Here is a 25,342-nt window from a genome sequence, read left to right as displayed (position 1 = left end):
GAAGTAAATTAAAATCGTTATTTTACAATGTGATATGGACGTTACTGGACGATTACGGACATAAAAAAAGCCACCCTGAGGTGACTTAATTTTCATACTGTTGGTGCCGAAGGCCGGACTCGAACCGGCACACCTTGCGGCGGTTGATTTTGAATCAACTGCGTCTACCGATTTCGCCACTTCGGCACAGAAGTAGTATGCGGAAAACGGGTGCATTATACCGTTTGATGGCTCTCGCGCAACGTTAATCCACTCCGTGTTCGGTTAAGTGCTGAAAAAATCATCTTTAGCAACGTGTTATGCCCGTTTCACATTAATATGGTGCGGTAATGGACGTTGCCGAGGGCACTTTGTCACAGCCAATAAAAAAGCGCCGAGGATTGATTCACTCAGCGCTTTTTCAGACTTATTGGGGGCTATCGGCGTTTAAGCAGCAGCGCGACGCTGATGAACAGAAACACCGAGCTCGGCAATATCGCGCCCAGGATCGGCGGGATGCCATAGACCAGGCTGAGTGGGCGGAAAATCTCATTCAGCAGGTAGAAGAGGAAACCGAAGCTGATACCTATCACGATGCGTGAACCCGCCGACACGCTGCGCAGCGGGCCGAAGATGAAAGAGACCGCCATGAGCATCATCACCGCGACGGAAACCGGTGCAAAGATTTTGCTCCACATGTTCAGTTGGTAGCGATTCGACTCTTGCCCACTTTGTTTCAGGTATTTGGCGTAATTATGTAGCCCACGGATCGACAGCGCATCCGGCTCAAGCGCCACAACACCCAGCTTATCCGGCGTCAGGTTGGTTTTCCATTCTCCGCTGAACGTCTGGCTGCCACCAATTTGTTTGCCGTCGCTCAAATCAGATTCATCAACCTGCGAGAGCTTCCAGACATTCCTGTCATCTTCAAACTCGGCGGAAGCCGCATAGCGCACAGATAGCAGCTTGTTCTTATCGTCGAAGTGGTAGATGTTGACGCCAGACAGCTCTTTATCGCCCGTCACCCGTTCGATATAGATAAAGTCATTACCGTCTTTTGCCCACAGTCCGCCCTGCGTAGAGATCATCGACCCACCGGAGATCATCTGAGAACGGTAGTTGCGCGCCATCTGTTCCCCTTGCGGAGAAACCCATTCGCCAATCGCCATCGTCAGCAGCACCAACGGAATCGCGGTTTTCATCACGGCCGTCGCAATCTGCAAGCGGGTAAAACCGGAAGCCTGCATCACCACAAGTTCGCTGCGGGTCGCAAGCTGGCCTAGCCCAAGCAATGCACCAAGCAGCGCCGCCATTGGGAAGAAGATCTCAATATCTTTGGGTACGCTAAGCAAAGTGTACAACCCAGCGCCCAGCGCCGAATACTCGCCCTGCCCAACTTTACGCAGTTGGTCGACAAACTTGATGATGCCGGAGAGCGACACCAGCATGAACAGCGTCGTCATGATGGTGGTGAAAATCGTTTTGCCGATATAGCGGTCTAATACACCAAACATCAGGCCGCTCCTTGTGTTCTAAGAGTACGAGGCTTAAAGCGGGCGCGCACTTTGCGCATCGGCACGGTATCCCATAGGTTAAGCATGACCCCGATACCGAAATACGTCAGGTTAGTCAGCCAGACCCATACCATCGGATCGATTTTGCCTTTACTGGCGTTAGAACGCAGAGAGCTTTGCAACAGGAAGAAAATCAGGTACAGCAGCATCGCAGGCAGCATACTCAGCACCCTCCCCTGACGTGGGTTCACCACACTCAGCGGCACCACCATCAGCGCCATGATCAGTACCGAAATAATCAACGTCAGCCGCCAGTGGAACTCTGCACGCGCATCGTGCGCATCCGAATGCCACAGGGTCTGCATATCCATTTGCTGCACGTCGCTATTATTCAGCGTCACGGCCTGGTGACCGATCACAGCCTGATAGTTGGTGAAATCCGTGATACGAAAATCACGCAAAAGCGCCGTGCCTTCGTAACGCGAACCGTTATCCAACGTCACGACCTGCGCACCATCTTCGTTCTGCTTGATATGGCCGCGATCGGCCACGACGACAGAAGGCCGCGCATTCCCGCTGGGGCGCAGTTGAGCCAGAAAGACGTGCTCAAACTCCGAGCCTTTGACATTGCCGACAAACAGCACCGCGTTGCCACCCTGTGCGGACTGGAACTGCCCTTCTACCAATGCCGCCATACCGGGGTTCGCTTTCGCTTCCGCCAGCACCTCTTCCTGATGCCGGGACGACCACGGGCTGAGCCACATAACGTTAATGGTGGCGATGGTGGCGGTGAATACCGCCAAGGCCAGCGCAGCTTTCATCAACACGCGTTTGCCCAGCCCGCAGGCGTGCATGACGGTGATCTCGCTTTCCGCATAGAGGCGGCCAAACGTCATCAATACGCCAAGAAACAGGCTTAATGGCAGGATGAGCTGCACCATCTCTGGCACGCCCAATCCCAACAGGGAGATAACCAAATTTGTCGGGATTTCACCATCAACAGCGGCACCCAGTATCCGTACCAATTTCTGACAAAAGAAAATCAGTAACAGAATGAAAAGGATGGCCAGTTGGCTCTTAAAGGTTTCCCGTACCAGATATCGAATGATGATCACGCTTAATTACGCCTGTGAAAACTTGTCTTTTTGCAGGAAAATCGATAGTTTCTTCGCTAACGCGCCATTTATACTCATTTTTGGCAGCCCTCTTAGCTAAAACGGTATTACAACACATTGCGTTTGAGCAGTTGTATCAGAACCTGCTTATTAGTCACTAAAACAGGTTCGCTACGTCGTTAAGATTAACACAGGTTATGTTAACGCAACGGCGGGAAGTATTACGGAGTGTCACATTCTAGCCGTTGCCCCCGCCGTTGTCTTTAAGATTCAGGAGAGTACATGGAGTTCAGCGTAAAAAGCGGTAGCCCGGAAAAACAACGCAGTGCCTGCATTGTCGTCGGCGTGTTTGAACCGCGTCGTCTGTCCCCTATTGCCGAACAACTCGATAAAATCAGCGACGGCTACATCAGCGCGTTGCTTCGCCGTGGTGAATTAGAAGGCAAAGTGGGGCAATCACTGCTTTTGCACCATGTACCTAACATTCTTTCCGAGCGCATTCTGCTGATTGGTTGCGGTAAAGAGCGCGAACTTGATGAACGCCAGTACAAACAGGTGATTCAGAAGACGATCAACGCCCTGAACGAAACCGGCTCGATGGAAGCGGTCTGCTTCCTGACCGAGCTGCACGTGAAAGGCCGTAATACCTACTGGAAAGTGCGTCAGGCGGTCGAAACCGCCAAAGAAACGCTGTATACCTTCGATCAGCTCAAGAGCAACAAGGTCGAGCTGCGCCGTCCGCTGCGCAAAATGGTCTTCAACGTGCCAACGCGCCGTGAGCTGACCAGCGGCGAGCGCGCTATTCAGCACGGCCTGGCGATTGCTGCGGGCATCAAAGCCGCGAAAGATCTCGGCAACATGCCACCAAATATCTGTAATGCCGCCTATCTGGCTTCGCAGGCGCGTCAGTTGGCCGATACCTACAGCCAGAACATCATCACGCGCGTGATTGGCGAACAGCAGATGAAAGAGCTGGGCATGAATGCCTATCTGGCCGTGGGTCAGGGCTCGCAGAATGAATCGCTGATGTCCGTGATCGAATATAAAGGCGATCCAAACCCGGAAACCCGCCCGATTGTGCTGGTAGGTAAAGGGCTGACGTTCGATTCCGGCGGCATCTCCATCAAGCCTGCCGACAGCATGGACGAAATGAAGTACGACATGTGCGGCGCGGCCACGGTCTACGGAGTGATGCGCATGGCAGCCGAACTGGCGCTGCCGCTGAACATCATCGGCGTGCTGGCTGGCTGTGAAAACATGGTCGATGGACGTGCCTACCGTCCGGGTGACGTGCTGACCACGATGTCCGGCCAAACGGTAGAAGTGCTGAACACCGACGCAGAAGGCCGTCTGGTCTTGTGTGATACGCTGACCTACGTTGAGCGCTATGAGCCGGACGTCGTCATTGACGTCGCGACGCTAACTGGCGCGTGCGTGATTGCGCTGGGGCACCACATCACCGGCTTGATGGCGAACCACAACCCGCTGGCGCACGAGCTGTTGAGTGCGTCTGAGCAGTCTGGTGACCGCGCATGGCGTCTGCCGCTGACCGACGAGTTCCAGGAACAGTTGGAATCCAATTTTGCCGATATGGCAAACATTGGCGGCCGTCCGGGAGGAGCGATTACCGCAGGCTGCTTCCTGTCACGCTTTACGCGTAAGTACAGCTGGGCGCATCTGGATATCGCGGGTACCGCCTGGCGTTCCGGCAAAGCCAAAGGCGCTACGGGTCGTCCGGTCGCGCTGTTATCACAGTTCCTGCTTAACCGCGCCGGACAGAACGACGTAGAATAAGGCTTTCGCGTCAGGGCGATGGCCTTATCATGTCATTGTCGTCTTATGGGTCGGACTTCCGGCCCTTATCACTTTCTGGCTCTTAGCAATCAATAGTGTGAACAATGAAAAACGCAACGTTCTATCTTCTCGAACACGACAGCAAAAGCGGTGAGCTCAGCGCCCATGAGGCACTGGCCTGCGATCTGGCGGCAGAACGTTGGCGAGCAGGAAAGCGCGTGCTGATTGCCTGTGAGGATGAGCAGCAGGCCATCAGGCTCGACGAGGCGCTGTGGCAGCGCGATCCTACTGCGTTCGTGCCGCATAATCTGGCAGGCGAAGGGCCGCGTCACGGTGCGCCGGTCGAACTGGCCTGGCCGCAGCGGCGTGGCAATGCGCCACGGGATCTGCTGATTAGCCTATTGCCGCAGTTCGCAGATTTTGCCACCGCTTTCCATGAAGTGATAGACTTTGTCCCTTACGAAGAATCCTTGAAACAGTTGGCGCGCGACCGCTATAAAACCTATCGCAGCGTCGGCTTCCAATTGACCACGGCTACGCCGCCAACTCACTGAATTTTGAGCATAATGGAAACGAAATATAACCCGCAAGATATCGAGCAGCCACTCTACGAACACTGGGAAAAGCAAGGCTACTTCAAGCCTCACGGCGACACGAGTAAAGAAAGCTTCAGCATCATGATCCCGCCGCCCAACGTCACCGGCAGCTTGCATATGGGTCATGCTTTCCAGCAAACCATTATGGATACGTTGATTCGTTATCAGCGTATGCAGGGCAAAAACACCCTATGGCAGGCGGGTACTGACCACGCCGGTATCGCCACGCAGATGGTCGTTGAGCGCAAGATCGCCGCAGAAGAAGGCAAAACTCGCCACGATTACGGCCGCGAAGCGTTCATCGACAAAATCTGGCAGTGGAAAGGCGAATCCGGTGGCAACATCACCAATCAGATGCGCCGTCTGGGCAACTCCGTTGACTGGGAGCGCGAGCGCTTCACCATGGATGAAGGCCTGTCCAACGCGGTGAAAGAAGTTTTCGTCCGTCTGTATAAAGAAGACCTGATTTACCGTGGCAAGCGTCTGGTGAACTGGGATCCAAAACTGCGCACCGCAATTTCCGATCTGGAAGTCGAAAACCGCGAAGTGAAAGGGTCGATGTGGCACCTGCGCTATCCGCTGGCCGATGGCGTGAAAACCGCTGACGGGAAAGACTATCTGGTCGTCGCGACTACCCGCCCGGAAACCGTTCTGGGTGATACTGGCGTCGCCGTTAACCCGGAAGATCCGCGCTATAAAGATCTGATCGGCAAAGAAGTGATCCTGCCGCTGATTGGTCGTCGTATTCCGATTGTTGGCGACGAACATGCCGATATGGAAAAAGGCACTGGCTGCGTGAAGATCACACCAGCACACGACTTCAACGACTACGAAGTCGGTAAACGTCATCAGTTGCCGATGGTCAATATCCTGACGTTCGACGGTGATATTCGTCAGAGCGCCGAAGTGTTTGATACCAATGGCGAAGCCAGCACGGTTTACAGCAGCGATATTCCAGAAGCCTTCCAGGGTCTGGAGCGTTTTGCCGCACGTAAAGCGCTCGTCGCCGCATTCGATGAACTTGGCCTGCTAGAAGAAATTAAAGCGCACGATCTGACCGTGCCTTACGGCGACCGTGGCGGCGTGGTGATTGAGCCGATGCTGACCGACCAATGGTACGTGCGCGCTGCCGTGCTGGCTAAACCAGCGGTAGAAGCAGTGGAAGATGGTCGCATTCAGTTCGTGCCAAAACAGTACGAAAACATGTACTTCAGTTGGATGCGCGACATTCAGGACTGGTGTATTTCCCGTCAGCTGTGGTGGGGTCACCGTATCCCGGCCTGGTACGACGCTAACGGCAACGTCTATGTTGGCCGTACAGAAGCGGAAGTTCGTAGTGAAAACAACCTCGCTGATGATGTCGCTCTGAACCAGGACGAAGACGTACTGGATACCTGGTTCTCATCCGGCCTATGGACGTTCTCTACGTTGGGCTGGCCGGAGCAAACGCCGGATCTGAAAGCCTTCCACCCAAGCAGCGTGATGGTCAGCGGTTTCGACATCATCTTCTTCTGGATTGCCCGCATGATCATGCTGACCATGCACTTCATCAAAGACGAAGACGGCAAACCGCAGGTGCCATTCCACACTGTCTATATGACCGGTCTGATCCGTGATGAGGAAGGCCAGAAGATGTCCAAATCCAAAGGGAACGTTATCGACCCGCTGGATATGGTGGACGGTATTTCACTGGAAGCGCTGCTGGAAAAACGTACCGGCAACATGATGCAGCCTCAGTTGGCGGAAAAAATCCGCAAGCGTACCGAGAAGCAGTTCCCGAATGGCATCGAGCCTCACGGTACAGACGCCCTGCGCTTTACGCTGGCGGCGCTGGCCTCAACCGGCCGCGACATCAACTGGGATATGAAGCGTCTGGAAGGTTACCGCAACTTCTGTAACAAGCTGTGGAACGCCAGCCGTTTTGTGCTGATGAACACCGAAGATCAGGATTGTGGTTTTGGCGCAGGCGAGAAAGTGCTGTCGCTGGCTGACCGCTGGATTCTGGCAGAATTCAACCGTACGGTGAAAGCCTATCGTGAAGCGCTGGACGGTTATCGCTTTGATATTGCGGCCGGTATTCTGTACGAATTCACCTGGAACCAGTTCTGCGACTGGTATCTGGAACTGACGAAACCTGTGATGAATGGCGGTTCAGAAGCGGAACTGCGCGGTACGCGCCATACGCTGGTGACCGTACTGGAAGCGTTGCTGCGTCTGGCGCATCCAATTATTCCGTTCATTACCGAAACCATCTGGCTACGCGTTAAAGCGCTGAAAGGCATTAGCGCCGACACCATCATGTTGCAGCCGTTCCCTGAGTTTGATGCCGCGCAGGAGGATACGCTGGCGCTGAACGATCTGGAGTGGATTAAACAGGCGATTATCGCTGTGCGTAACATTCGTGCGGAAATGAACATCGCGCCGGGCAAACCGCTGGAAGTCTTACTACGTGATGTCACTGGTGAAGCACAGCGTCGCGTGGAAGAGAACCGCAGCTTTATCCAAACGCTGGCGCGTCTGGAAAGCATTACGCTGCTGCCTGCGGGCGATAAAGGTCCGGTTTCCGTCACCAAACTCATTGATGGCGCTGAGCTGTTAATCCCGATGGCGGGTCTGATCGACAAAGCGGCAGAGCTGGATCGTCTGGCGAAAGAAGTGGCGAAAATCGAAGCTGAGATTGGCCGCATCGAAAGCAAGCTGTCCAACGAAGGCTTTGTGGCGCGCGCACCGGAAGCGGTCGTTGCCAAAGAACGTGAAAAATTGGACGGCTACGCCGTAGCGAAAGCCAAACTGCTGGAACAGCAAGCGGTCATCGATGCACTGTAAGCGCTAACCGATTTCCAGCGGTAGCAGGGTAAGCACAAAGGCCTCGTTGCAAAACGGGGTTTTTTTCATTAAGGGATGTGCCCCAATACGATTCTGCTACACATCAGTTGGTTTATACACCACACCATCAACCATGCACAGACAACGCTCATTGGCGAAATCAGTAAACACGGTCGTTCTGGCTGGAAATTTCTGTTCGGAAAAATACTCGCGAAAGATATCTCTGGCTTTACTAAAGTTGGCGCGATGCCTTAGGTAAAGATTGAGTTGAACGAGATCCACCAGATCAGCATTCACTAACTGTAGCGTTTTACGTAATGCATTCAAAGAAGCTCTGACCTGAAACTCGACGTCATCTTTTTCATGTCCTCCTGAGTGGTGAGCAAGAAAGATAAAACCGCCCGCCACGGCGCAGGATGGGCTCGTGTCGTCTTTACCTTGTGTTTTCATTCGAGTAATCACAGCACTATCTCCACTTTTTTTATGTGGATTATATGTGCTGGTTATTTATACAGATTCAAATGGCAAAAATGAGTACATCAACGTGATGTACTCATGATTGTTTATCATCAGGAAAAAACAGACGAACAGACGCTATAGGTATTTAACGCTTAGCGGGCATCTGCCAAGGCAATGTTCTGACGCAAGGCGGGCAGAACGTTATCCATCTCCATGTTTTCTCTTGCGATCTGGAAACGGGAAACGGACTGTTGCAGATTAACCACCTGTTCCTGAAGCGCATTCGCCGAGGTTGCCACTTCTGATACCAATGATGCGTTCTGCTGCGTCACTCCATCCATCTGATTGATGGCGATATTGATCTGCGAAATGCCGCGGCTCTGCTCGCTGGAGGCCAACGTGATCTCATCCATGATATCGACCACTTTCTTCACATCCATCAGCACTTCGTCCATGGTGTTGCCGGCCACTTCAACCAGACCCGCCCCCTTTTCAATACGGCTGAGAGAATCATCAATCATGGTGCCGATCTCTTTCGCTGCCGTCGCGCTGCGTGCCGCCAGCATCCGTACTTCAGACGCAACCACCGCAAAGCCTTTACCGTATTGACCGGCACGCGCCGATTCTACCGCCGCATTCAGCGCCAGCAGGTTAGTCTGAAAGGCAATGCCGTCGATCACACCAACAATATCGGAGATTTTGGCAGAGCTCTGCTTGATGGAACGCATGGTATCAACCACTTCAGAGACAACATCGCCGCCGCGAGACGCAGAATTAGAGGCTTTCAGCGCCAGATCGTTAGCTTTACGCGTGTTGTCTTCGTTGTTTTTCACCGTCGACATGATCTGCTCCATACTTGAAGCGGTTTCATCCAACGAGGCCGCCTGCTGCTCGGTACGACTGGAGAGATCGATGTTGCCGGAGGTGATTTCCTCAACGCCGACGCTGATCGCATCGGTGCCGTTACGTACCACTCGTACCATGTTTTCCAGACCATCACGCATACGTTGAACCGCAGCAAACAGCAGTGCGATTTCATTTTTCCCACTGCTGTCGATCTGCGCCCTCAAGTCGCCTTCAGCAATGCGGTCAAAGACGGAAATAGCCTGATTGAGCGGTTTCACGATCATATTGGTCATGACAGACCAGGCCAGCACCGCCAGCAGCAATGCACACGCGATCGCCGTATATAAAATGGTTTCCATCAGCGTCACACGCCCATTTGAATCCGCGTAGGCTTCGTCAATGCTCTTAATCTTAAAGGCAACCAACGCTTTAGAGGATTTATCAAACGCAGCATACAGCACCGTCGATTTCCCGGCACGCTGACGATATTCATCCAAATTGCCTGCGTTAAGCGCCGCAAATGCCGGATCGATAAAGTCCTGCATCAGCGTATTGCGCTTCTCAGCCATATCCGCAGAAATCACTTTTTCTTCGTCGGACTGCGGGTATTTCAGATATTCCTGCCATTTCTCGCTGGCACCATCCACTTTGGTTCTGGCGCGTCCCAGCGCGACTTTAGCCGCCTCAACATCCCCTTTCCCCATTAATGATTCGTACAGACGCAAATCCAAACGACCACGCAACAGTAGTTCAGAGCTATCATTCAGCGCGACCAGCCCTGGCAGCACTTCCATATCGACACGAGCAAATGATTTGTTTCCTGACTGAACGGCAACCAACCCCAGAACGCCGACAAAAAGCAGTAACGCCGCTAACGAAAACACCATCATGCTGAGTGCAGTACGGATCTTTATCTTACGAAACATAAATTGTCCCTGTGGTCTGAAATAAGAGAGGGTGAGCGCCAGCTCGTTCAGTTATTTACGTAATAGCCATTATATTTCCAGACGTGTTAAATCCACGATCTGAAATAAATACGTTATAAAACCGTAATAAAGAAACGTATAAAGAAGATGATGACCGACAGAAAATAGATTTTCTGTCGGTCATTAAGATTTATTTTTTATTATTTTTCTGAGAAAGATGCTTTTCTAAGAAACGTTGCAACTCATCTTTATAAAACTTCGCTGACATCATCGTGCCATGCCCGCTGGTGTCTTTACTGGCGGGAATAAGGAACAATGCCGCCTGCTTAATTTTCTTTAGCTCATTCTCCAGGATGCCAGTTTCAACAGGATTACGCTCGTCATCCGCAGAGTTAATCACCAGAACTGGGGCCTTAATCTTATTCAGCTCCGGGGCGGCGTTATAATTTGCAGACGCCCCCCAGATATAAATAAAGTCATTCGCATCGCTGTTCGAAGGGGCCGCAAGGCGATCTTCGACCAGTTTATCCGCCTGTGCACGCGTTGGCGCTTTGCTCTGGTATGCCAGCGTGCCGCCAGTCGTGGCGATACTGAACATAATGCTGGCCGTTTTCAGCGTTGGCGGCTGCTGCGTGTACTCACCATTATTCCAGGCCGGATCGTTCTTGATGGATTCAATCAGGATGCGACGCATCATCCAGTTACGGCCAGACAGTTCATTTGGCAGTGACGCCATTGGCACCAGCGCATCCATCATGTCCGGGTATTTTTCACCCCAGAGCCAGGTTTGCATACCGCCCATGGAATATCCCATCACCAGGCGTAGGTGGTTAACACCCAGGCCTTCTTTGACTAAGCGATATTGTGCCTGCACCATATCGTTATAGTCGTACTGCGGGAATTTCATGCGTAGGTCGTCTGACGGTTTGGACGATTTTCCAGAACCAATGCTCTCCGGCATAATAATAAAGTATTTGCTACTATCCAGCGCTTGACCCGGCCCGAACAGCTCTCCGCCAAAGCCATTGGCGAGCAGCGCTTTAATCGGCTGGTTCGTTCCATGTAGCAATAAGACAGCAGGCTTGGTTTTATCACCGATCGTGTAATAGTGAATACGCAGATTTTTTAATTTTTCGCCACTGTTGAAGGTAAATTCTGGCGCAATCCAGTCACCTTCTTTGGGCTCTGGGAAATTGGCCTGTGCATACGTTAATGGTGACAGCATTAACAGAAATGCGCCCACCACTCCTGATAATATTCGATTAATCATAAATAACTCTTCGGTAACCATGAAGTCGTGTTGTCGCGATTCTAATGTCTATTAGGAAAAATCCCAATAAGCATAAGTAACCTAATAATAAAAAGAGATTATTCTCTGAATTTTTTATTTATCGCGAGAGATTCTATAAATAGTTTTCAATAAGATGATATTAAAAGAATTCCTGCCTAAATGCGTCACCCCATTTCCCATACTTTCAGCCTGAAACAGGCGAGGATAAAAACAGCAAAAGGCGGATGTTTGCTCACATTTTTAACAAGAAGAGAATCGTGTGCGGTCATATCCACGCACGAGCGATATAAGATAGGAGTAAAAAACGGGGTTGAGAGTCAAAAGCGGTAGTAATGCGTAGCGCCCGCCCACGGCAGCGCCACGTAAACATAGCTTGTCGCCATCTAATATCGTGGCGAATAACGTGAGAATGACGCCACGTTTATGGCGTTCCAAGCGGTGGACCCACTCTGGACTACGGTGCGCAGAATCCCCTGCGCGAAATGCAGGAACGTTGGCAGGAAAAAAACGGCCGCTACGGTAGCTGGACATAATGGCCCCATGACGCCAATTGCGGATCACGATAATCGAAATAAGTGCCGCAAATGCCGAACACAATAATAGTGCCGAGTATGACGGGTATAGACGTTGCATCGATATGCCCTGAAATGGTATTACAATCGACCAGAATCATTCCCCTCGTAAACCGTAAGAGCAAGAGTACGTATTATGACAACCGCGACCTCCGCCAATCTTCAGGTACGCCCAATCACCGCGCAGGACGATGCCGCTATCGCTCAGGTCATCCGTCAGGTTTCTGCTGAATTTGGTTTGACGGCCGATAAAGGCTACACCGTTTCCGATCCTAATCTGGACGCGTTGTTTGCCTTATATAGTCAGCCGCAAAGTGCCTACTGGGTGATTGAATACGAAGGCCGCGTGGTTGGCGGCGGCGGCATTGCGCCACTGGTCGCGGGTGAAGACGATGTGTGTGAATTGCAGAAAATGTATTTCCTGCCCGTCGCGCGCGGCAAAGGGTTGGCGCGTCAGTTAGCGATACAGGCGCTTGATTTTGCACGTCAGCACGGCTTTCGCCGCTGCTATCTGGAAACAACCGGCCACCTGACCAGCGCGATCCGACTGTATGAATCGCTGGGCTTCGAGCCAATTCCGCACTCAATGGGCAACACGGGCCACACCGATTGTGAAGTGACCATGCTGAAGGTGCTGTAAAAAGTGCTGTAATAGGCTGAAAGTACAGTAATACGGCGCTGTCATACCGGATAAAAAACGCCGCAGGGTGTTCCCTGCGGCATTCAGTGAGGCCTGTTCTTCGAGATTAATGACTTAATAATTAATGACGTTTGCCGTCATCATCTTCGTCATAAAAATCTTCATCATCCCCGTCTTCTTCACCTTCACCATCGGGATCTTCGAAGTAGGTGCCCCAACCGTCGTAATTCACGCCGTGGCGTTCCGCCAGTGCCAGCAGTTGTTCTACCTGTGCGTCGATCAGTTCCGCATTTAGCGCAACTTCGCTGATAGCATCACAGCACATCAGCAACACACCATCTTCCACTTCCAGCTCTTCCGCATCCGTCACTTCGTAGCCCATTTTGAAGGCTTCTACAGCGACTTTTTCCAACACTTCAAACTTCTCAGCAGAGAAATGGTGTTCAATGGTATAGAGCGCGTCAGGATCGCTGCCGTCATCCAACAGCTCTTCGATGATCAGGCGTGTCTCTTCCCGTTGTTCTTCCAGTAATTCGCGGTTTGCCATGCCTCAGTCCTCATTAATCGACGTAATAGTGCTTATTGTCCCACAGCCCTGCGGCTTGCTCCACCACAAAGTTTGATATCACCACTTGAATTTGAATAATTACACATATAAAGTGAATTTTAATTCAATCAATGATGTTGAGCCACATGGAGATGTACATCATGCAACCGTTCTACAAGCGTCATTTTTTAAGGTTAATGGATTTTACACCCGCAGAAATTGCCAATCTTTTAGCCCTGTCAACGAAACTGAAAGCCAATAAAAAAAACGGGACAGAAGTCCGCCGCCTGCAAGGTAAAAACATCGCACTCATCTTCGAAAAAGATTCGACTCGTACTCGCTGCTCTTTCGAAGTTGCTGCATACGATCAGGGCGCGCAAGTGACCTATCTCGGCCCAAGCGGTAGCCAAATCGGCCATAAAGAATCCATCAAAGATACCGCTCGCGTGCTGGGAAGAATGTACGACGGCATTCAATATCGCGGCTATGGCCAGCAGATTGTCGAAACGCTGGCGCAATACGCTGGTGTGCCAGTCTGGAACGGACTGACGAACGAATTCCACCCTACGCAGTTGCTGGCGGATCTGCTGACGATGCAGGAACATTTGCCGGGTAAACCGCTGTCAGAAATGGCGCTCGTTTACGTGGGTGATGCGCGCAACAACATGGGCAACACCATGTTGGAAGCAGCAGCGCTGACCGGGCTGGATCTACGCCTCGTGGCACCAAAAGCCTGCTGGCCGGATGCTGGTCTGGTGGCAGAGTGTCAGGCGGCGGCAGAGCAAACCGGCGGCAGCATCACGCTGACGGAAGATATCGCTACGGGCGTCGCAGGCGCAGATTTCATTTATACCGACGTCTGGGTTTCCATGGGGGAACCGAAAGAAACCTGGCAGGAGCGCATCGCGCTGCTGAAGCCGTATCAGGTGAACGCGGCGATGATTGCTGCGACGGGCAATCCGCAGGTGAAATTCCTGCACTGCCTGCCCGCTTTCCACGACGATCAGACGACGATGGGCCAACAAATGGCAGAACAATACGGTCTGCACGGTGGAATGGAAGTCACGGACGAGGTCTTTGAATCCGCGCACAGCATCGTGTTCGATCAGGCGGAAAACCGTATGCACACCATCAAAGCGGTGATGGTCGCCACGCTGGCGCAAGATTAAGATTTAGCCTGCCTTTGATATGTTTTAAAAACAGATCAGAGGTGGGAAGGCTCTTTTTCAGTGGGATTATCCCGTGTCGATGTTCTCTCGCCTGACTCCGGGCATTCAGCAGCCCCAGTGAGTGCGGGACAACACGCAATCAATTCAGGCTCAAGAAAATCACCGAAAGAGGTCAGAGGATTACGGGTAGCGTCGTAGCAGGAAACAAGGTCGAGAGCCTAAGCAATGTACATAAAAAATCCGAAAGCAAGGCACGTTTGTGGATTCTTACACAGTAGTTGGATCGTTCAACTGATCCTTAACTGCTCGGCTTAGAGTCCTTTCCCGTCATTTTGACATGAGAGGCTCGAACCACAGCCCCTCAGGTAATCGACACATGCCCTTTTATCAGAAAAAAAGGAGGAATGTAGTTATCCCATCCTTTTTGGTTGCAGTGTTGGATCAGGGCGGTGCTGTTTGCCACTCCTGCTTTATCACAGCAACGCGTTATCCTGTTACGAAGCGTTGAGGAACTTATACCGAGTATGTCCGGAATACGGTTCTGCTTTACCCCGCTCTGCAGTAAAAGAACGGCCTCCCACTCTTTGTCTGTAAAAATATTTGCCGGTCGGGTGAACACAATGGGCTTCCTTTCGCATGGCATAAGAAAGGTTGAAAAGTAAACATTGGTGATTTCTATGTAGGTGCAAACAATCCCGTCACTGCCATCATTGAGCCGCCAAGGGCGCTTCTCCACCAGAAAAGACCTGAGTCTATTTCGTCTTCCGTAATCAAATGTTTTGAGGACAATACTCATTTCATTTGTGGTCAATATTTTTTGGTCGTCATACAGTATATGACCGTAGTGCTCGCTGATATCGGGCGTTAAGTCAGTGTCGAGACAGCCTACAAGTTTATTTTCTGTTACGCCGAAATACTGACATGCCATCTTATTGCCATAAACATACTGAGAGTTACAGTCCTTTATTGCCCAGCCAAACAAAGAGTTATCAAAGTAATACTCAACAGGAGTCAAATCTGGGTCCATCAGGTTAGCCTCTGATAATGATATGTCCTTTTTTCAGAAAGAACAGCGGGATGTAGTTATCAAATCGGTTATCTCTACAGTATTCCTTTAGGCCTGATACTGAATTCAAACCTGTTTTTCTGTAGCAGCTTCTGAGTCTGCTGTTAACAGCATCGACGGTGATTGAGAGGATGCTGCTTATATCTTTAAGCATCATCCCACAGACAAGCAGGTAAATAACCTCCCATTCCTTCTCGGTAAATATTGTAGAAGGGGGCTCGAAGGTGGAGTGTTGAATTATGGTTCCATTTAGCAACGAGGTCGGTGTGATGATCCTAACATGCCTGACGCTGATAACTGTGCCTATACAGTTGCGATGTTCATCATAGATTGGCTCCTGAATATTGTAGGCAGGCTGCATTATTTTTTCCGTGCCTTGAATATGCGTTGTAATGGCTCTCACCGCCTTACCAGTACGCTCTATCTCTCGTTCCTGCTGGTTAAAAATGTCTGAAAATTCGGCGACAGGAACAGGGATATCCCTAATGTTCAAGCCTTCATAATCATAACGAGTTGATATGGTTTGCCAGGTTTTAAAGGTGTTATTGACATAAACAAAACAGGAATTTGTGTCTTTTATTGCCCAGCCGACAAGAGGATCGCTTTCAAACATTGCGATTAATCTGTCAGGTAACGTAATTTGTGTCATCAGTGTATCCCTACATTAAAATTACCCTACATAAAATATGCCGTACCTGATATGCACCTGTTTATAAAAACTAAAATAGAATAAAAAGTCTGTGACAGGCCAATGCCAGGGAAAACATCCTACATAAATTAAAGTAATAATATACCTATAATCGAAAGGTCATAAGGTTTTCTAGCAAGAAAATCATTTTCTTAATAATGCCAGTCAGTTAAGCAACTGACTGGCTATTTTTTCTATGCCTTGCGGTATTTACGTAGGTTTTCCTTTACCACGCTGTAGAAGGGGAAAACCACCGAGAGGCATCTGAGGCATTATTTTCTTCCATTTTATGGTTGAACGTTCCTTGTTCACAAAAATCCTACACCAGCGACGCGTCGATTTTCACTACAGCTTTGCGTACGTGTGCCAGTTCACCAACGGCACACAGCGGTTTGTGTACTTCACCTGGGAAGAAGACGACAAAATCGCCTTCCTGCATCACAAACTGTTTTTCCTGTTCACCCGATGGCAGGAAGGCAATATCTTTATCCGCCAACCAATCGGTATCCGGCTTGCCCGCAGGCAGGTTACTGAAGGTCATCCCTTCCACGCCGGACAGCACAATCTGAATGTCCAGATATTTGGCGTGATACTCAGCACGGCGTTTTTCCAGCAGATCGGTGCTGTCGTTGGAGATCAGCACAAACACGCTGTTGCCCTCAATATCATGCTTGCCCAGCGGCGTGTCCGCCGTAATATTTTGCTTCACGTATTCAATCGCTTCGCGCAGTTTGGCAGGCAGATAAGGAACCAGTTCAAGGTGGTGGACATTGCCAGTAATCATAAAAACCTCGTTATATAGAAAAAATGAAACTCTGTTTTATAAACCTTATACTCTCCAAATGTGACGCCCGCCAGAGCGTTAATCCGAAAAAGTGAACTGTCCATCACTCTTCCCCATTGACGGTCTTCCACCTGCAAGCGTTATGCATACCACCCCCTATCCGCAACCGATTGCGATGCGTAAAAAACCACGTTTTCTGCTTGAAATAGCCTAGTCGGCGCGTATAATTCCCGACAGTTTTCCGGGAGGGGTCATGCACTGTTACACCAAAAAATCCGCTGCTTATGTTGGTTCTCAACCACAACTGCCATCCGGCAGCCAGCCAGCGTTTTCCTTTCCGTTGCTCAATCATTCCATTAAGAAAGCCCCTCAATGAGGGGTTTTTTTTTGTGCCCTATCATCCACGACGACGCCCTTTCAGGGCATCGTTTTGTGGCATCAAAACGCGTTCAGGCATTTTTTTGCCGACAGCTCGGGCAGCCAGATACGACATTTCCTGTTTACTCGTGAGGAGAAAGACACCATGGTCAATCCGCTCTATCAAAAACATATTATTTCGATTAACGACCTCAGTCGGGAAGATTTGGAACTGACGCTGCGTGTCGCCGCCAGCCTGAAAGCCAAGCCTCAGCCTGAGCTGTTAAAACATAAAGTGATTGCCAGCTGCTTCTTTGAAGCCTCCACCCGGACGCGTTTATCCTTTGAAACCGCGATGCATCGTCTCGGTGCCTCCGTCGTCGGCTTCGCCGACAGCAACAACACCTCGCTGGGGAAAAAGGGCGAAACGCTGGCCGACACCATCTCCGTTATCAGCCAATATGTTGATGCCATCGTGATGCGTCATCCGCAGGAAGGCGCGTCCCGCCTTGCGACCGAGTTTTCCGGTGGCATTCCGGTACTGAACGCCGGTGACGGTGCGAACCAGCACCCGACGCAAACGCTGCTCGATTTGTTCACCATTCAGGAAACGCAGGGACGCCTGAACAACATCAACATCGCGATGGTCGGTGATTTGAAATATGGCCGCACCGTGCATTCACTCACGCAGGCGCTGGCGAAGTTTGAAGGCAACCGCTTCTACTTCATCGCTCCAGACGCGCTGGCGATGCCGGACTACATTCTGAGCATGCTGAAAGAGAAAAATATTGCTTACAGCCTGCACAACAGCATTGAAGAAGTCGTCGGCGAGCTGGATATCCTGTACATGACGCGCGTGCAGAAAGAGCGTCTGGATCCGTCCGAGTACATCAACATCAAATCCCAGTTTGTACTGCGCGCGGCGGACCTGCACAGCGCCCGCTCGAATTTGAAAGTGCTGCACCCGCTGCCGCGCGTCGATGAGATCACCATTGATGTGGATGCCACACCCTACGCCTATTATTTCCAACAGGCGGGCAACGGTATTTATGCCCGTCAGGCGCTGCTGGCGCTGGTCCTGAATCGCGAACTGGTTCTGTAAGAGGAAGAAACCATCATGACACACGATAATAAATTACAGGTTGAAGCGATCAAACGTGGCACGGTGATCGACCACATTCCCGCACAGGTGGGTTTTAAACTGCTGACGCTGTTTAAACTCACCGCGACAGACCAGCGCATCACCATCGGCCTGAACTTGCCGTCCAACCACCTTGGGCGCAAAGATCTGATCAAGATCGAAAACGTCTTCCTGACCGAACAACAGGCGAATCAGTTGGCGATCTACGCGCCGCAGGCGACCGTCAATCAGATTGATGACTATGACGTCGTGCGCAAGCTGGTGCCGACGCTGCCAGAGCATATTACTGGCGTGCTCATCTGCCCGAACAGCAACTGCATCAGCCGCAGCGAACCGGTGTCCTCGTCGTTCAGCGTTAAACAGCGCGACGGCGACGTTCACCTGAAGTGTAAGTACTGCGAAAAAGAGTTTGAACGTCAGGCCGTGCTGCAAGATCGTTAGTTTTCTGTTTTACCCCGCGATGGACATTGCCTGCGGCGGGGCTTTTTTGAATAATGGCTGCGTCCGCGTAATGCCGATCGTTTAAGGATCGAGATACCGGGGCGACCACGGCGTGAGGCATCCCTACGGGAACCTCATCACCGCGTTTCCCCGAAATCCATGCTTGAGTGGCTGGCATTCTACGTCCGCGTTCCTTTTACGCCCCCATCAAGGAGATACCATGTCACGCATTATCAGCACTGAGCACGCCCCTGCCGCCATCGGCCCCTATGTTCAGGGCGTTGACCTCGGCAGCATGATCATCACGTCCGGCCAGATTCCGGTGAACCCGAAAAGCGGTCTGGTAGCAGATAACATCACCGCGCAGACGCGTCAGTCACTGGAAAACGTACAGGCGATTGTGGAAGCCGCTGGCCTGAAAGTTTCCGATATCGTGAAAACCACGGTATTCGTGAAAGACCTGCACGACTTCACCCTGGTGAATACCGCCTATGAAGCCTTCTTCAACGAACACGATGCCCCGTTCCCGGCTCGCTCTTGCGTTGAAGTTGCCCGCCTGCCAAAAGACGTGAAAATCGAAATCGAAGCGATCGCCGTTCGTCGCTAATTATCGACATGACTCTCCCCCAAAAGCGCACGATAACCCGTGCGCTTTTTTCTGTTCTTTCTTTCACCACCACAACATTATCGCTATTCCCAATCCCTTTTCAGGTCAAAAAACAGGCAAAAATCTGCCAGCCCGCATGTAGCAAGCCTTCCCGCTCCCACCGCCTTTTTTGACTGTTTTTTGCACAGGTTCAAATTCCCTCCGACATGAAGATTTCTTTGCTCTATATCAATTTTGGGGCGATAAAAGCGTAAACACCCCTACGCAATTTCAATATATAGTGCCTATCCTATAAACACGACCCATATGTAGTGCTTATCCACAATATCATCCACAGCCCTCTGTAACCCTTGTCAGTTACGGCTTTCGCCTGTGGATAACCTTTCGAGAGGAAGAAAACGTGAAACCAGTAGTGATTAAACGGGACGGTTGCCAGGTGCCTTTTGATGAAGTGCGTATCAAAGAGGCGGTTGAACGCGCGGCGCATGCAGCCGGTGTCAATGATGCAGACTACTGCGCAACTGTGGCCTGTGCGGTCGCTCAACAAATGCAGGATAAAACGCGCGTAGATATCCGCGATATTCAGAACGCGGTCGAAAACCTGCTGATGTCCGGCAATTACAAGCAACTGGCGCGAACCTACATCGAATACCGCCACGATCGAGATATCGCGCGTGAACGCCACGGTCGGCTGAATCAGGAAATTCGCGGTCTGGTCGAGCAGAGCAACATGGCGCTGCTGAACGAGAACGCCAACAAAGACAGTAAAGTCATTCCCACCCAGCGCGACCTGCTGGCTGGTATCGTCGCCAAGCATTACGCCAAACAGTACATCCTGCCGCGTGATGTGGTATTGGCGCACGAACGTGGCGAGATTCACTATCACGACCTCGACTATTCGCCCTTTTTCCCGATGTTTAACTGCATGCTGATCGACCTGAACGGCATGCTGACCAATGGCTTCAAAATGGGTAATGCGGAGATTGAGCCGCCGAAGTCGATCTCCACGGCCACTGCCGTCACGGCGCAGATTATCGCGCAGGTCGCCAGCCACATTTATGGCGGCACCACGATCAACCGCATTGATGAGATTCTGGCGCCGTTCGTCACCGCCAGCCATGCGAAACATAAAGCCGTGGCAGAAGAGTGGCAAATTCCAGATGCGGAAAACTATGCCTTAACCCGCACGGAAAAAGAGTGCTACGACGCCTTCCAGTCACTGGAATACGAAGTCAACACGCTCCATACCGCTAACGGCCAGACGCCGTTCGTGACCTTTGGTTTTGGGCTCGGCGTCAGTTGGGAATCGCGTCTGATTCAGGAATCGATCCTGCGCAACCGCATTGCCGGACTGGGTAAAAACCACAAAACGGCGGTATTCCCGAAACTGGTTTTTGCTATCCGCGACGGTCTGAACCACAAAGCGGGCGATCCAAATTACGATGTCAAACAGCTTGCGCTGGAGTGTGCCAGCAAGCGCATGTACCCAGATATTCTGAACTACGATCAGGTCGTGAACGTCACCGGTTCGTTCAAAACGCCAATGGGCTGCCGCAGCTTCCTCGGCGTTTATGAAGAAAACGGCCAGCAGATTCACGACGGCCGTAATAATCTGGGTGTGATTAGCCTGAACCTGCCGCGCATCGCGCTGGAGGCCGAAGGCAATGAAAGCCGTTTCTGGACGCTGCTCGACCAGCGTCTGACACTGGCGAAGAAAGCGCTGATGACGCGCATTGCGCGGCTGGAAAACGTGAAAGCCCGAGTTGCCCCCATCCTGTATATGGAAGGCGCCTGTGGCGTTCGCTTAAAAGCGGACGACAGCATTGCGGATATCTTCAAGAACGGACGCGCCTCCATTTCGCTGGGCTATATTGGCCTGCATGAAACGATTAACGCGCTCTTCGGCAACCAAACGCATGTTTTTGATGACGAGGCGCTACGTGCCAAAGCCGTGGCCATCATCATCCGTCTGAAAAAGGCAACCGAGCAGTGGAAATCGGAAACGGGCTATGGCTTCAGCCTGTACAGCACGCCGAGTGAAAACCTGTGCGACCGCTTCTGCCGTCTGGATACCGCCGAGTTTGGCGTCGTGCAGGGCGTGACGGACAAAGGGTATTACACCAACAGCTTCCACCTTGATGTGGAGAAGAAGGTGAACCCTTACCAGAAAATCGACTTCGAGCTGCCCTATCCGCCGCTGGCTAACGGTGGGTTCATTTGCTACGGCGAATACCCGAACCTGCAACACAACCTCAAAGCGCTGGAAGACGTGTGGGATTACAGCTACAGCCGCGTGCCTTACTACGGCACCAACACGCCGATCGACGAATGCTATGAATGTGGCTTCACCGGTGAATTCGAGTGCACCAGCAAAGGCTTCACCTGCCCGAAATGCGGTAACCACGATTCGGCCCGCGTTTCCGTCACACGCCGCGTGTGCGGCTACCTCGGTAGCCCGGATGCACGCCCGTTCAACGCGGGTAAGCAGGAAGAAGTGAAGCGTCGTATCAAGCACTTAGGTAACGGTCAACTGGGATAATCCCTTCTGGGCCGCAGCAATGCGGCCCGTCTTTCGCGGCACCGTCAACACGCGCCCGCTTCATAACATGGGCTCTACCGTATGAATTACCACCAGTATTATCCCGTTGATGTCGTCAACGGCCCCGGCACCCGCTGCACGCTGTTTGTCGCTGGCTGCGTGCATGAGTGCGTGGGGTGCTACAACAAAAGCACCTGGCGACTGAACTCCGGCCAGCCGTTTACGCAGGAACAGGAAGATCGGGTCATCGCCGATCTTCAGGATACGGTGATTCCACGACAGGGCATTTCGCTGTCTGGCGGCGATCCGCTGCACCCACAAAATGTGCCTGACATCCTGCGGCTGGTCGAACGCATACGCGCAGAATGCCCAGGCAAAGATATCTGGGTCTGGACAGGCTATGTGCTGGCAGAATTGACGCCGGAGCAACAACAGGTGGTCGATCTCATCAACGTGTTAGTCGATGGGAAATTTGTGCAAGACCTGAAAGATCCCGCACTGATTTGGCGCGGCAGCAGTAATCAGGTTGTCCACCGCCTGCGGTGATCGATAAGCGGCTACTGAAGCGGTTGCTGCTTACCCAGTGAACGTAATTGATCGGATTCCAGCACGGTGACCCGCGCTTTGGGCTCGGGTGAGAACGCCTGATTCAGCAACGCCTGCGCGACTGTTTTCCCCTCAATGGCTCGCCACTTTGCCGGGAACAGGCGGAACAGCGGGGCGGCCAGACTTTCTAGCGGACGGCTATCCTCTCTTTCCCCCAGCAGCATCGACGGCTGTGCCAATGTCAGATGCTGCCAGCCCTGCTGCCGCAGCGATTTTTCCGCTTCTCCCTTCACTCGCGAATAGAAGAAAGGTGACGTCGCATTCGCACTCAGCGAACTGACGACCAACAGGTGCGTCGCGCCCAGTGCCAGCGCCACTTTTGATCCTTCCACCACCAGCGTGTAATCCACATAGCGGAACGCCTGTTTACTGCCTGCCGTCTTGAGCGTCGATCCCAGACAGCAAAAGGCGATGTCGACAGGATCGGTCAATTGTCCTAGGGCGGTAGACAGATCGGGATCGTGCGGATTGACCACTTTCTCCGACGGTGCCAGCGGCTTACGGGTCGGCGCATAGATCGTCTCTACCCGATTATTGGCTTTCAACAGCTGTAACAACTCGTGCCCCACTAACCCCGTTGCACCTAATAACAGTACTCGGCTCATCGGTTTCCCCCTTGCTCTACGTCTTGCGCTATCTCATCTTTTTCGATTTCTGTTGTTATTAATGACAAACGTTATTTATGACAAATGTTATCTCTACTGAACCTGCTCATCGCGCTGCCAGTAGCGTTTCTTACCAAAGCCCAGCGCATTGTCCGTCATCTTGATTTCTGTCAGATCGAGCCGCCAGATCGGCGCTTGCGATGCCCGGGCAATGGGAAAACGCGTGTTATACCGCGCTCTGGCCTGCTGGGCTTCATCGCCCTCCAACAGCACCGCCTGCCCCCGAAACTGCACGCCTTTAATCAGCATCACGCTCTTCGGCTGACCGCTGACCGTACCCGCCACCTGCGGTAGCCTCGCCATCATTTCACCGTGGCGCGTCTGCAACTCTGTCATTAGATAGAAGGCTATTTGTTGATCGTCATAAGTATAGAAGCAACTCGCACACCATAATTCCGAATTTTCACCCACGCATAACGTCAGTACGTGCAACTTCTTCAAATAGCGGGAGATTGCCTCAAGATCGCTGCTTATTTCTCTCGGTTCTTTCTGCATTACGCTGCCTCAATCCACTTTCTGAACGAACGTATCCTGCCCGACCACTAACTGCCCTTCCACAGAATGCGGCAGCATGGTTTGCAGAGGCTGGCCGGTGTGTTTATCCAACAGCAGGGAGTGAGGTTCTCCCTCCGCAAACAGCTGCTGTTCCCCCCACTGGCGTAGCGCCACGACGAGCGGGAATAGCTGTTCGCCTTTTGGCGTCAGGATATATTCCTGATAGGCCGAGCTTTCGGAAACGGGCTGAACGGACAAAATACCTTCGTCAACCAACGTGCGCAGACGGTCGGTAAGAATATTTTTGGCAACGCCTAAACTGCGTTGAAAATCGCTGAAACGGCAGCGATTATCGAAAGCATCGCGGATAATCAGCAGCGCCCAACGATCCCCAATCACATCCAGCGCGCGGGCGACAGGGCACGTATCCTCTTTCAGGCTTTTGCGCTTCACCATGACGATTTTCTCCCCTTTTTCCTGTTCATCCGGCCTTATCCCTAGACTGAAAAACTGACCGTACGTTTTTTGGTTGCAGGCGGGTGAGGTAAATACGGGCGAGTTCGATGACTTTGCACAGATCATTCCCGTCGTCCGCGCGGTATTCCAGTGTGGGCGGCACTGCGTACGCTAGGGCGTAGCGGCGATGGTCGAACGACACTGCCGACAGGCAACATTCAGACCGCCGGTTTATCCCCGCTGGCGCGGGGAATACTCAGACAACAGCCAGCCATCGCGTCATACCACAGTTTATTCCTTATGAGATGCATAATGCCGCTCTTAGCAAGAATTGCTGAACAGTCGTGTCAATCAACAAAAGCACTCACGGGAATATCGAATCGTTTAGCAAGCGCTCTCATATGATCAAGCGTTAGAGTACGCTCACCGTTTAGAATGCGGGATACCAGAGACTTTTTACCGATCTCAGCTTCAAAATCACTCTGCGTTAGCTGATGCTGATCCATGAGGACGCGCAGTAAAGCGATACCGGCAGGCAGAGCTTTAACACGTTCGTTGAAGGCAGCAAACTCCGACGCATCATCTTCGTATTTGTCAATCTTGGCAGTCAGCATATCGATTAACGGGCTATCAGGCTCACTCTCGATCAGGTATTCAGTGAGTTTCAGCGCATCCTCATAATCCTTACGCGAAGTGCTACCACCGAGGAACGGTACGATACTCATCAGGTTGTTAGCTGCCTTGATAGCGTCTGCATACATCATTCTTTATTCCTCCGGTAATACTCTGTCAGCCTGTCGTACTCTGCATGGGATGTGATGTGCTTGATGAAGATTTCCCCCCGCTCGAAATCAGCAAAAAACATCATTCGAAGATGCCCGCCACCAATATCAATCACCCACCACTTTTCCCGATATTTCATCCTATCCAGGCTGGGAAAGCGTTTTTTCATATCATCCGGCGTTGCATACATTTCGCGTTTGATAACCCGATATAGATCAGCAAGTGCTGCCGCCTGATTCGGAAACTGAGTGGTTGCAGTGTCGAAAGGTGCCCGCGAAATAACATGCATATGGATTCACTTCCTGATGTTTCCAGATTGGAAACAATATGCCATAAATGGAACGAGTTGACAATAAGGAAACCGTTATAATCTACATCCCTGCTGTTCGGTTTATCCCCGCAGAGCGGGGAACACGAAACTTACATCCAGAGATGTAAGG

Annotated in this window: 24 protein-coding genes, 1 tRNA gene and 1 pseudogene; 10 read left to right on the top strand and 16 right to left on the bottom strand. The window is 51.7% G+C overall.

Features of this window, described 5'->3' with window-relative positions; all coding sequences use genetic code 11:
* Window positions 1-101: 101 nt before the first annotated feature.
* The 3 genes from O1Q74_RS01900 to lptF all read right to left on the bottom strand — a co-directional run bounded on the left by O1Q74_RS01900 (window position 102) and on the right by lptF (window position 2,608).
* Window positions 102-186 (bottom strand) — tRNA-Leu (locus O1Q74_RS01900).
* Between the two features lie 230 nt (window positions 187-416).
* Window positions 417-1,493, bottom strand: coding sequence for an LPS export ABC transporter permease LptG (gene lptG, locus O1Q74_RS01895; RefSeq protein WP_010284634.1), 1,077 nt, complete (start codon window positions 1,491-1,493; stop codon window positions 417-419).
* Window positions 1,493-2,608, bottom strand: a complete 1,116-nt coding sequence (lptF, locus tag O1Q74_RS01890; RefSeq protein ID WP_271875856.1) for an LPS export ABC transporter permease LptF — start codon at window positions 2,606-2,608, stop codon at window positions 1,493-1,495. Before lptF ends, lptG begins: the two co-directional genes overlap by 1 nt.
* 282 nt (window positions 2,609-2,890) lie before the next feature.
* Between lptF and pepA the strand changes: the two genes are divergently transcribed.
* The 3 genes from pepA (at window position 2,891) to O1Q74_RS01875 (ending at window position 7,824) form a co-directional block, all read left to right on the top strand.
* Window positions 2,891-4,402 carry a leucyl aminopeptidase gene (gene pepA / locus O1Q74_RS01885; protein WP_010284628.1) on the top strand — a complete coding sequence of 504 codons (1,512 nt, stop codon included), beginning with the start codon at window positions 2,891-2,893 and terminating at the stop codon, window positions 4,400-4,402.
* A gap of 104 nt (window positions 4,403-4,506) precedes the next feature.
* Entirely contained in the window at window positions 4,507-4,956 is a 450-nt protein-coding gene (locus tag O1Q74_RS01880; protein WP_012773101.1) for a DNA polymerase III subunit chi, read from the top strand.
* Between the two features lie 12 nt (window positions 4,957-4,968).
* Window positions 4,969-7,824 carry a valine--tRNA ligase gene (locus tag O1Q74_RS01875; protein ID WP_271875855.1) on the top strand — a complete coding sequence of 952 codons (2,856 nt, stop codon included), beginning with the start codon at window positions 4,969-4,971 and terminating at the stop codon, window positions 7,822-7,824.
* A gap of 96 nt (window positions 7,825-7,920) precedes the next feature.
* Here the strand turns inward: O1Q74_RS01875 and O1Q74_RS01870 are convergent, their stop codons facing one another.
* The 3 genes from O1Q74_RS01870 to O1Q74_RS01860 form a co-directional block, all read right to left on the bottom strand.
* Entirely contained in the window at window positions 7,921-8,274 is a 354-nt protein-coding gene (locus tag O1Q74_RS01870; protein ID WP_271875854.1) for a RidA family protein, read from the bottom strand.
* A gap of 161 nt (window positions 8,275-8,435) precedes the next feature.
* Window positions 8,436-10,055, bottom strand: coding sequence for a methyl-accepting chemotaxis protein (locus O1Q74_RS01865; RefSeq protein WP_271875853.1), 1,620 nt, complete (start codon window positions 10,053-10,055; stop codon window positions 8,436-8,438).
* 190 nt (window positions 10,056-10,245) lie between these two features.
* On the bottom strand, window positions 10,246-11,325 hold the full coding sequence (locus tag O1Q74_RS01860; RefSeq protein WP_271875852.1) for an alpha/beta fold hydrolase: 1,080 nt from the start codon (window positions 11,323-11,325) through the stop codon (window positions 10,246-10,248).
* A 729-nt stretch (window positions 11,326-12,054) separates the two neighbouring features.
* Here O1Q74_RS01860 and O1Q74_RS01855 point away from each other — a divergent pair.
* Entirely contained in the window at window positions 12,055-12,558 is a 504-nt protein-coding gene (locus O1Q74_RS01855; protein WP_271875851.1) for a GNAT family N-acetyltransferase, read from the top strand.
* A 121-nt stretch (window positions 12,559-12,679) separates the two neighbouring features.
* On the opposite strand, the gene rraB is transcribed toward O1Q74_RS01855, so the two are convergent.
* On the bottom strand, window positions 12,680-13,105 hold the full coding sequence (rraB, locus tag O1Q74_RS01850; protein WP_271875850.1) for a ribonuclease E inhibitor RraB: 426 nt from the start codon (window positions 13,103-13,105) through the stop codon (window positions 12,680-12,682).
* 161 nt (window positions 13,106-13,266) lie between these two features.
* Here rraB and argF point away from each other — a divergent pair, with 161 nt between their 5' ends.
* Window positions 13,267-14,274, top strand: a complete 1,008-nt coding sequence (gene argF / locus O1Q74_RS01845; protein ID WP_271875849.1) for an ornithine carbamoyltransferase — start codon at window positions 13,267-13,269, stop codon at window positions 14,272-14,274.
* Window positions 14,275-14,387: 113 nt separating this feature from the next.
* On the opposite strand, the pseudogene O1Q74_RS01840 reads toward argF, so the two are convergent.
* From O1Q74_RS01840 to O1Q74_RS01825, 4 genes and pseudogenes are all read right to left on the bottom strand, one after another.
* A pseudogene (locus tag O1Q74_RS01840) lies at window positions 14,388-14,492 on the bottom strand (hypothetical protein); the annotation flags it as partial.
* Window positions 14,493-14,635: 143 nt separating this feature from the next.
* Entirely contained in the window at window positions 14,636-15,301 is a 666-nt protein-coding gene (locus tag O1Q74_RS01835) for a PAS domain-containing protein (RefSeq protein WP_012773088.1), read from the bottom strand.
* Between the two features lie 4 nt (window positions 15,302-15,305).
* Window positions 15,306-15,989 carry a helix-turn-helix transcriptional regulator gene (locus O1Q74_RS01830; RefSeq protein WP_271875848.1) on the bottom strand — a complete coding sequence of 228 codons (684 nt, stop codon included), beginning with the start codon at window positions 15,987-15,989 and terminating at the stop codon, window positions 15,306-15,308.
* Between the two features lie 358 nt (window positions 15,990-16,347).
* Window positions 16,348-16,812: a YhcH/YjgK/YiaL family protein gene (locus O1Q74_RS01825; protein WP_271875847.1), complete on the bottom strand. Its 465-nt coding sequence runs from the start codon at window positions 16,810-16,812 to the stop codon at window positions 16,348-16,350.
* 523 nt (window positions 16,813-17,335) lie between these two features.
* Here O1Q74_RS01825 and pyrB point away from each other — a divergent pair.
* The 5 genes from pyrB to nrdG all read left to right on the top strand — a co-directional run bounded on the left by pyrB (window position 17,336) and on the right by nrdG (window position 22,443).
* Window positions 17,336-18,271 carry an aspartate carbamoyltransferase gene (pyrB, locus tag O1Q74_RS01820; protein ID WP_271878702.1) on the top strand — a complete coding sequence of 312 codons (936 nt, stop codon included), beginning with the start codon at window positions 17,336-17,338 and terminating at the stop codon, window positions 18,269-18,271.
* 15 nt (window positions 18,272-18,286) lie between these two features.
* Window positions 18,287-18,751 (top strand): aspartate carbamoyltransferase regulatory subunit, encoded by a 465-nt coding sequence (gene pyrI, locus O1Q74_RS01815; protein ID WP_271875846.1) that lies wholly within the window; start codon window positions 18,287-18,289, stop codon window positions 18,749-18,751.
* 220 nt (window positions 18,752-18,971) lie between these two features.
* Window positions 18,972-19,358: a 2-iminobutanoate/2-iminopropanoate deaminase gene (gene ridA / locus O1Q74_RS01810; protein ID WP_224556680.1), complete on the top strand. Its 387-nt coding sequence runs from the start codon at window positions 18,972-18,974 to the stop codon at window positions 19,356-19,358.
* A gap of 400 nt (window positions 19,359-19,758) precedes the next feature.
* Window positions 19,759-21,897: an anaerobic ribonucleoside-triphosphate reductase gene (nrdD, locus tag O1Q74_RS01805; protein WP_271875845.1), complete on the top strand. Its 2,139-nt coding sequence runs from the start codon at window positions 19,759-19,761 to the stop codon at window positions 21,895-21,897.
* 81 nt (window positions 21,898-21,978) lie between these two features.
* Window positions 21,979-22,443: an anaerobic ribonucleoside-triphosphate reductase-activating protein gene (gene nrdG / locus O1Q74_RS01800; RefSeq protein WP_271875844.1), complete on the top strand. Its 465-nt coding sequence runs from the start codon at window positions 21,979-21,981 to the stop codon at window positions 22,441-22,443.
* 11 nt (window positions 22,444-22,454) lie between these two features.
* Here the strand turns inward: nrdG and O1Q74_RS01795 are convergent, their stop codons facing one another.
* From O1Q74_RS01795 to O1Q74_RS01775, 5 genes are all read right to left on the bottom strand, one after another.
* A complete protein-coding gene (locus tag O1Q74_RS01795; RefSeq protein ID WP_271875843.1) occupies window positions 22,455-23,108 on the bottom strand; it encodes a hypothetical protein in 654 nt (217 codons plus the stop codon).
* A 93-nt stretch (window positions 23,109-23,201) separates the two neighbouring features.
* Window positions 23,202-23,663 carry a YhbP family protein gene (locus O1Q74_RS01790; protein ID WP_271875842.1) on the bottom strand — a complete coding sequence of 154 codons (462 nt, stop codon included), beginning with the start codon at window positions 23,661-23,663 and terminating at the stop codon, window positions 23,202-23,204.
* A gap of 9 nt (window positions 23,664-23,672) precedes the next feature.
* Window positions 23,673-24,119, bottom strand: a complete 447-nt coding sequence (locus tag O1Q74_RS01785) for a winged helix-turn-helix transcriptional regulator (RefSeq protein WP_271875841.1) — start codon at window positions 24,117-24,119, stop codon at window positions 23,673-23,675.
* A 347-nt stretch (window positions 24,120-24,466) separates the two neighbouring features.
* Window positions 24,467-24,883 (bottom strand): helix-turn-helix domain-containing protein, encoded by a 417-nt coding sequence (locus O1Q74_RS01780; protein ID WP_271875840.1) that lies wholly within the window; start codon window positions 24,881-24,883, stop codon window positions 24,467-24,469.
* On the bottom strand, window positions 24,880-25,191 hold the full coding sequence (locus O1Q74_RS01775; RefSeq protein ID WP_271875839.1) for a type II toxin-antitoxin system HigB family toxin: 312 nt from the start codon (window positions 25,189-25,191) through the stop codon (window positions 24,880-24,882). The genes O1Q74_RS01780 and O1Q74_RS01775 overlap by 4 nt, the downstream gene beginning before the upstream one ends.
* Window positions 25,192-25,342 lie beyond the last annotated feature (151 nt).

This window comes from Pectobacterium sp. A5351, from assembly GCF_028335745.1.
GTDB lineage: Bacteria > Pseudomonadota > Gammaproteobacteria > Enterobacterales > Enterobacteriaceae > Pectobacterium.
Note: the sequence above shows the minus strand (reverse complement) of the source record. Positions and strands in the feature narration are given on the sequence as shown.

What these genes read in the sequence shown, in the direction of transcription:
- lptG (WP_010284634.1), bottom strand. Translation starts at nt 1,493, where the DNA reads ATGTTTGGTGTATTAGACCGCTATATCGGCAAAACGATTTTCACCACC.
- pepA (WP_010284628.1), top strand. Translation starts at nt 2,891, where the DNA reads ATGGAGTTCAGCGTAAAAAGCGGTAGCCCGGAAAAACAACGCAGTGCC.
- O1Q74_RS01880 (WP_012773101.1), top strand. Translation starts at nt 4,507, where the DNA reads ATGAAAAACGCAACGTTCTATCTTCTCGAACACGACAGCAAAAGCGGT.
- O1Q74_RS01875 (WP_271875855.1), top strand. Translation starts at nt 4,969, where the DNA reads ATGGAAACGAAATATAACCCGCAAGATATCGAGCAGCCACTCTACGAA.
- O1Q74_RS01870 (WP_271875854.1), bottom strand. Translation starts at nt 8,274, where the DNA reads ATGAAAACACAAGGTAAAGACGACACGAGCCCATCCTGCGCCGTGGCG.
- O1Q74_RS01865 (WP_271875853.1), bottom strand. Translation starts at nt 10,055, where the DNA reads ATGTTTCGTAAGATAAAGATCCGTACTGCACTCAGCATGATGGTGTTT.
- O1Q74_RS01860 (WP_271875852.1), bottom strand. Translation starts at nt 11,325, where the DNA reads ATGATTAATCGAATATTATCAGGAGTGGTGGGCGCATTTCTGTTAATG.
- O1Q74_RS01855 (WP_271875851.1), top strand. Translation starts at nt 12,055, where the DNA reads ATGACAACCGCGACCTCCGCCAATCTTCAGGTACGCCCAATCACCGCG.
- rraB (WP_271875850.1), bottom strand. Translation starts at nt 13,105, where the DNA reads ATGGCAAACCGCGAATTACTGGAAGAACAACGGGAAGAGACACGCCTG.
- argF (WP_271875849.1), top strand. Translation starts at nt 13,267, where the DNA reads ATGCAACCGTTCTACAAGCGTCATTTTTTAAGGTTAATGGATTTTACA.
- O1Q74_RS01835 (WP_012773088.1), bottom strand. Translation starts at nt 15,301, where the DNA reads ATGGACCCAGATTTGACTCCTGTTGAGTATTACTTTGATAACTCTTTG.
- O1Q74_RS01830 (WP_271875848.1), bottom strand. Translation starts at nt 15,989, where the DNA reads ATGACACAAATTACGTTACCTGACAGATTAATCGCAATGTTTGAAAGC.
- O1Q74_RS01825 (WP_271875847.1), bottom strand. Translation starts at nt 16,812, where the DNA reads ATGATTACTGGCAATGTCCACCACCTTGAACTGGTTCCTTATCTGCCT.
- pyrB (WP_271878702.1), top strand. Translation starts at nt 17,336, where the DNA reads ATGGTCAATCCGCTCTATCAAAAACATATTATTTCGATTAACGACCTC.
- pyrI (WP_271875846.1), top strand. Translation starts at nt 18,287, where the DNA reads ATGACACACGATAATAAATTACAGGTTGAAGCGATCAAACGTGGCACG.
- ridA (WP_224556680.1), top strand. Translation starts at nt 18,972, where the DNA reads ATGTCACGCATTATCAGCACTGAGCACGCCCCTGCCGCCATCGGCCCC.
- nrdG (WP_271875844.1), top strand. Translation starts at nt 21,979, where the DNA reads ATGAATTACCACCAGTATTATCCCGTTGATGTCGTCAACGGCCCCGGC.
- O1Q74_RS01795 (WP_271875843.1), bottom strand. Translation starts at nt 23,108, where the DNA reads ATGAGCCGAGTACTGTTATTAGGTGCAACGGGGTTAGTGGGGCACGAG.
- O1Q74_RS01790 (WP_271875842.1), bottom strand. Translation starts at nt 23,663, where the DNA reads ATGCAGAAAGAACCGAGAGAAATAAGCAGCGATCTTGAGGCAATCTCC.
- O1Q74_RS01785 (WP_271875841.1), bottom strand. Translation starts at nt 24,119, where the DNA reads ATGGTGAAGCGCAAAAGCCTGAAAGAGGATACGTGCCCTGTCGCCCGC.
- O1Q74_RS01780 (WP_271875840.1), bottom strand. Translation starts at nt 24,883, where the DNA reads ATGATGTATGCAGACGCTATCAAGGCAGCTAACAACCTGATGAGTATC.
- O1Q74_RS01775 (WP_271875839.1), bottom strand. Translation starts at nt 25,191, where the DNA reads ATGCATGTTATTTCGCGGGCACCTTTCGACACTGCAACCACTCAGTTT.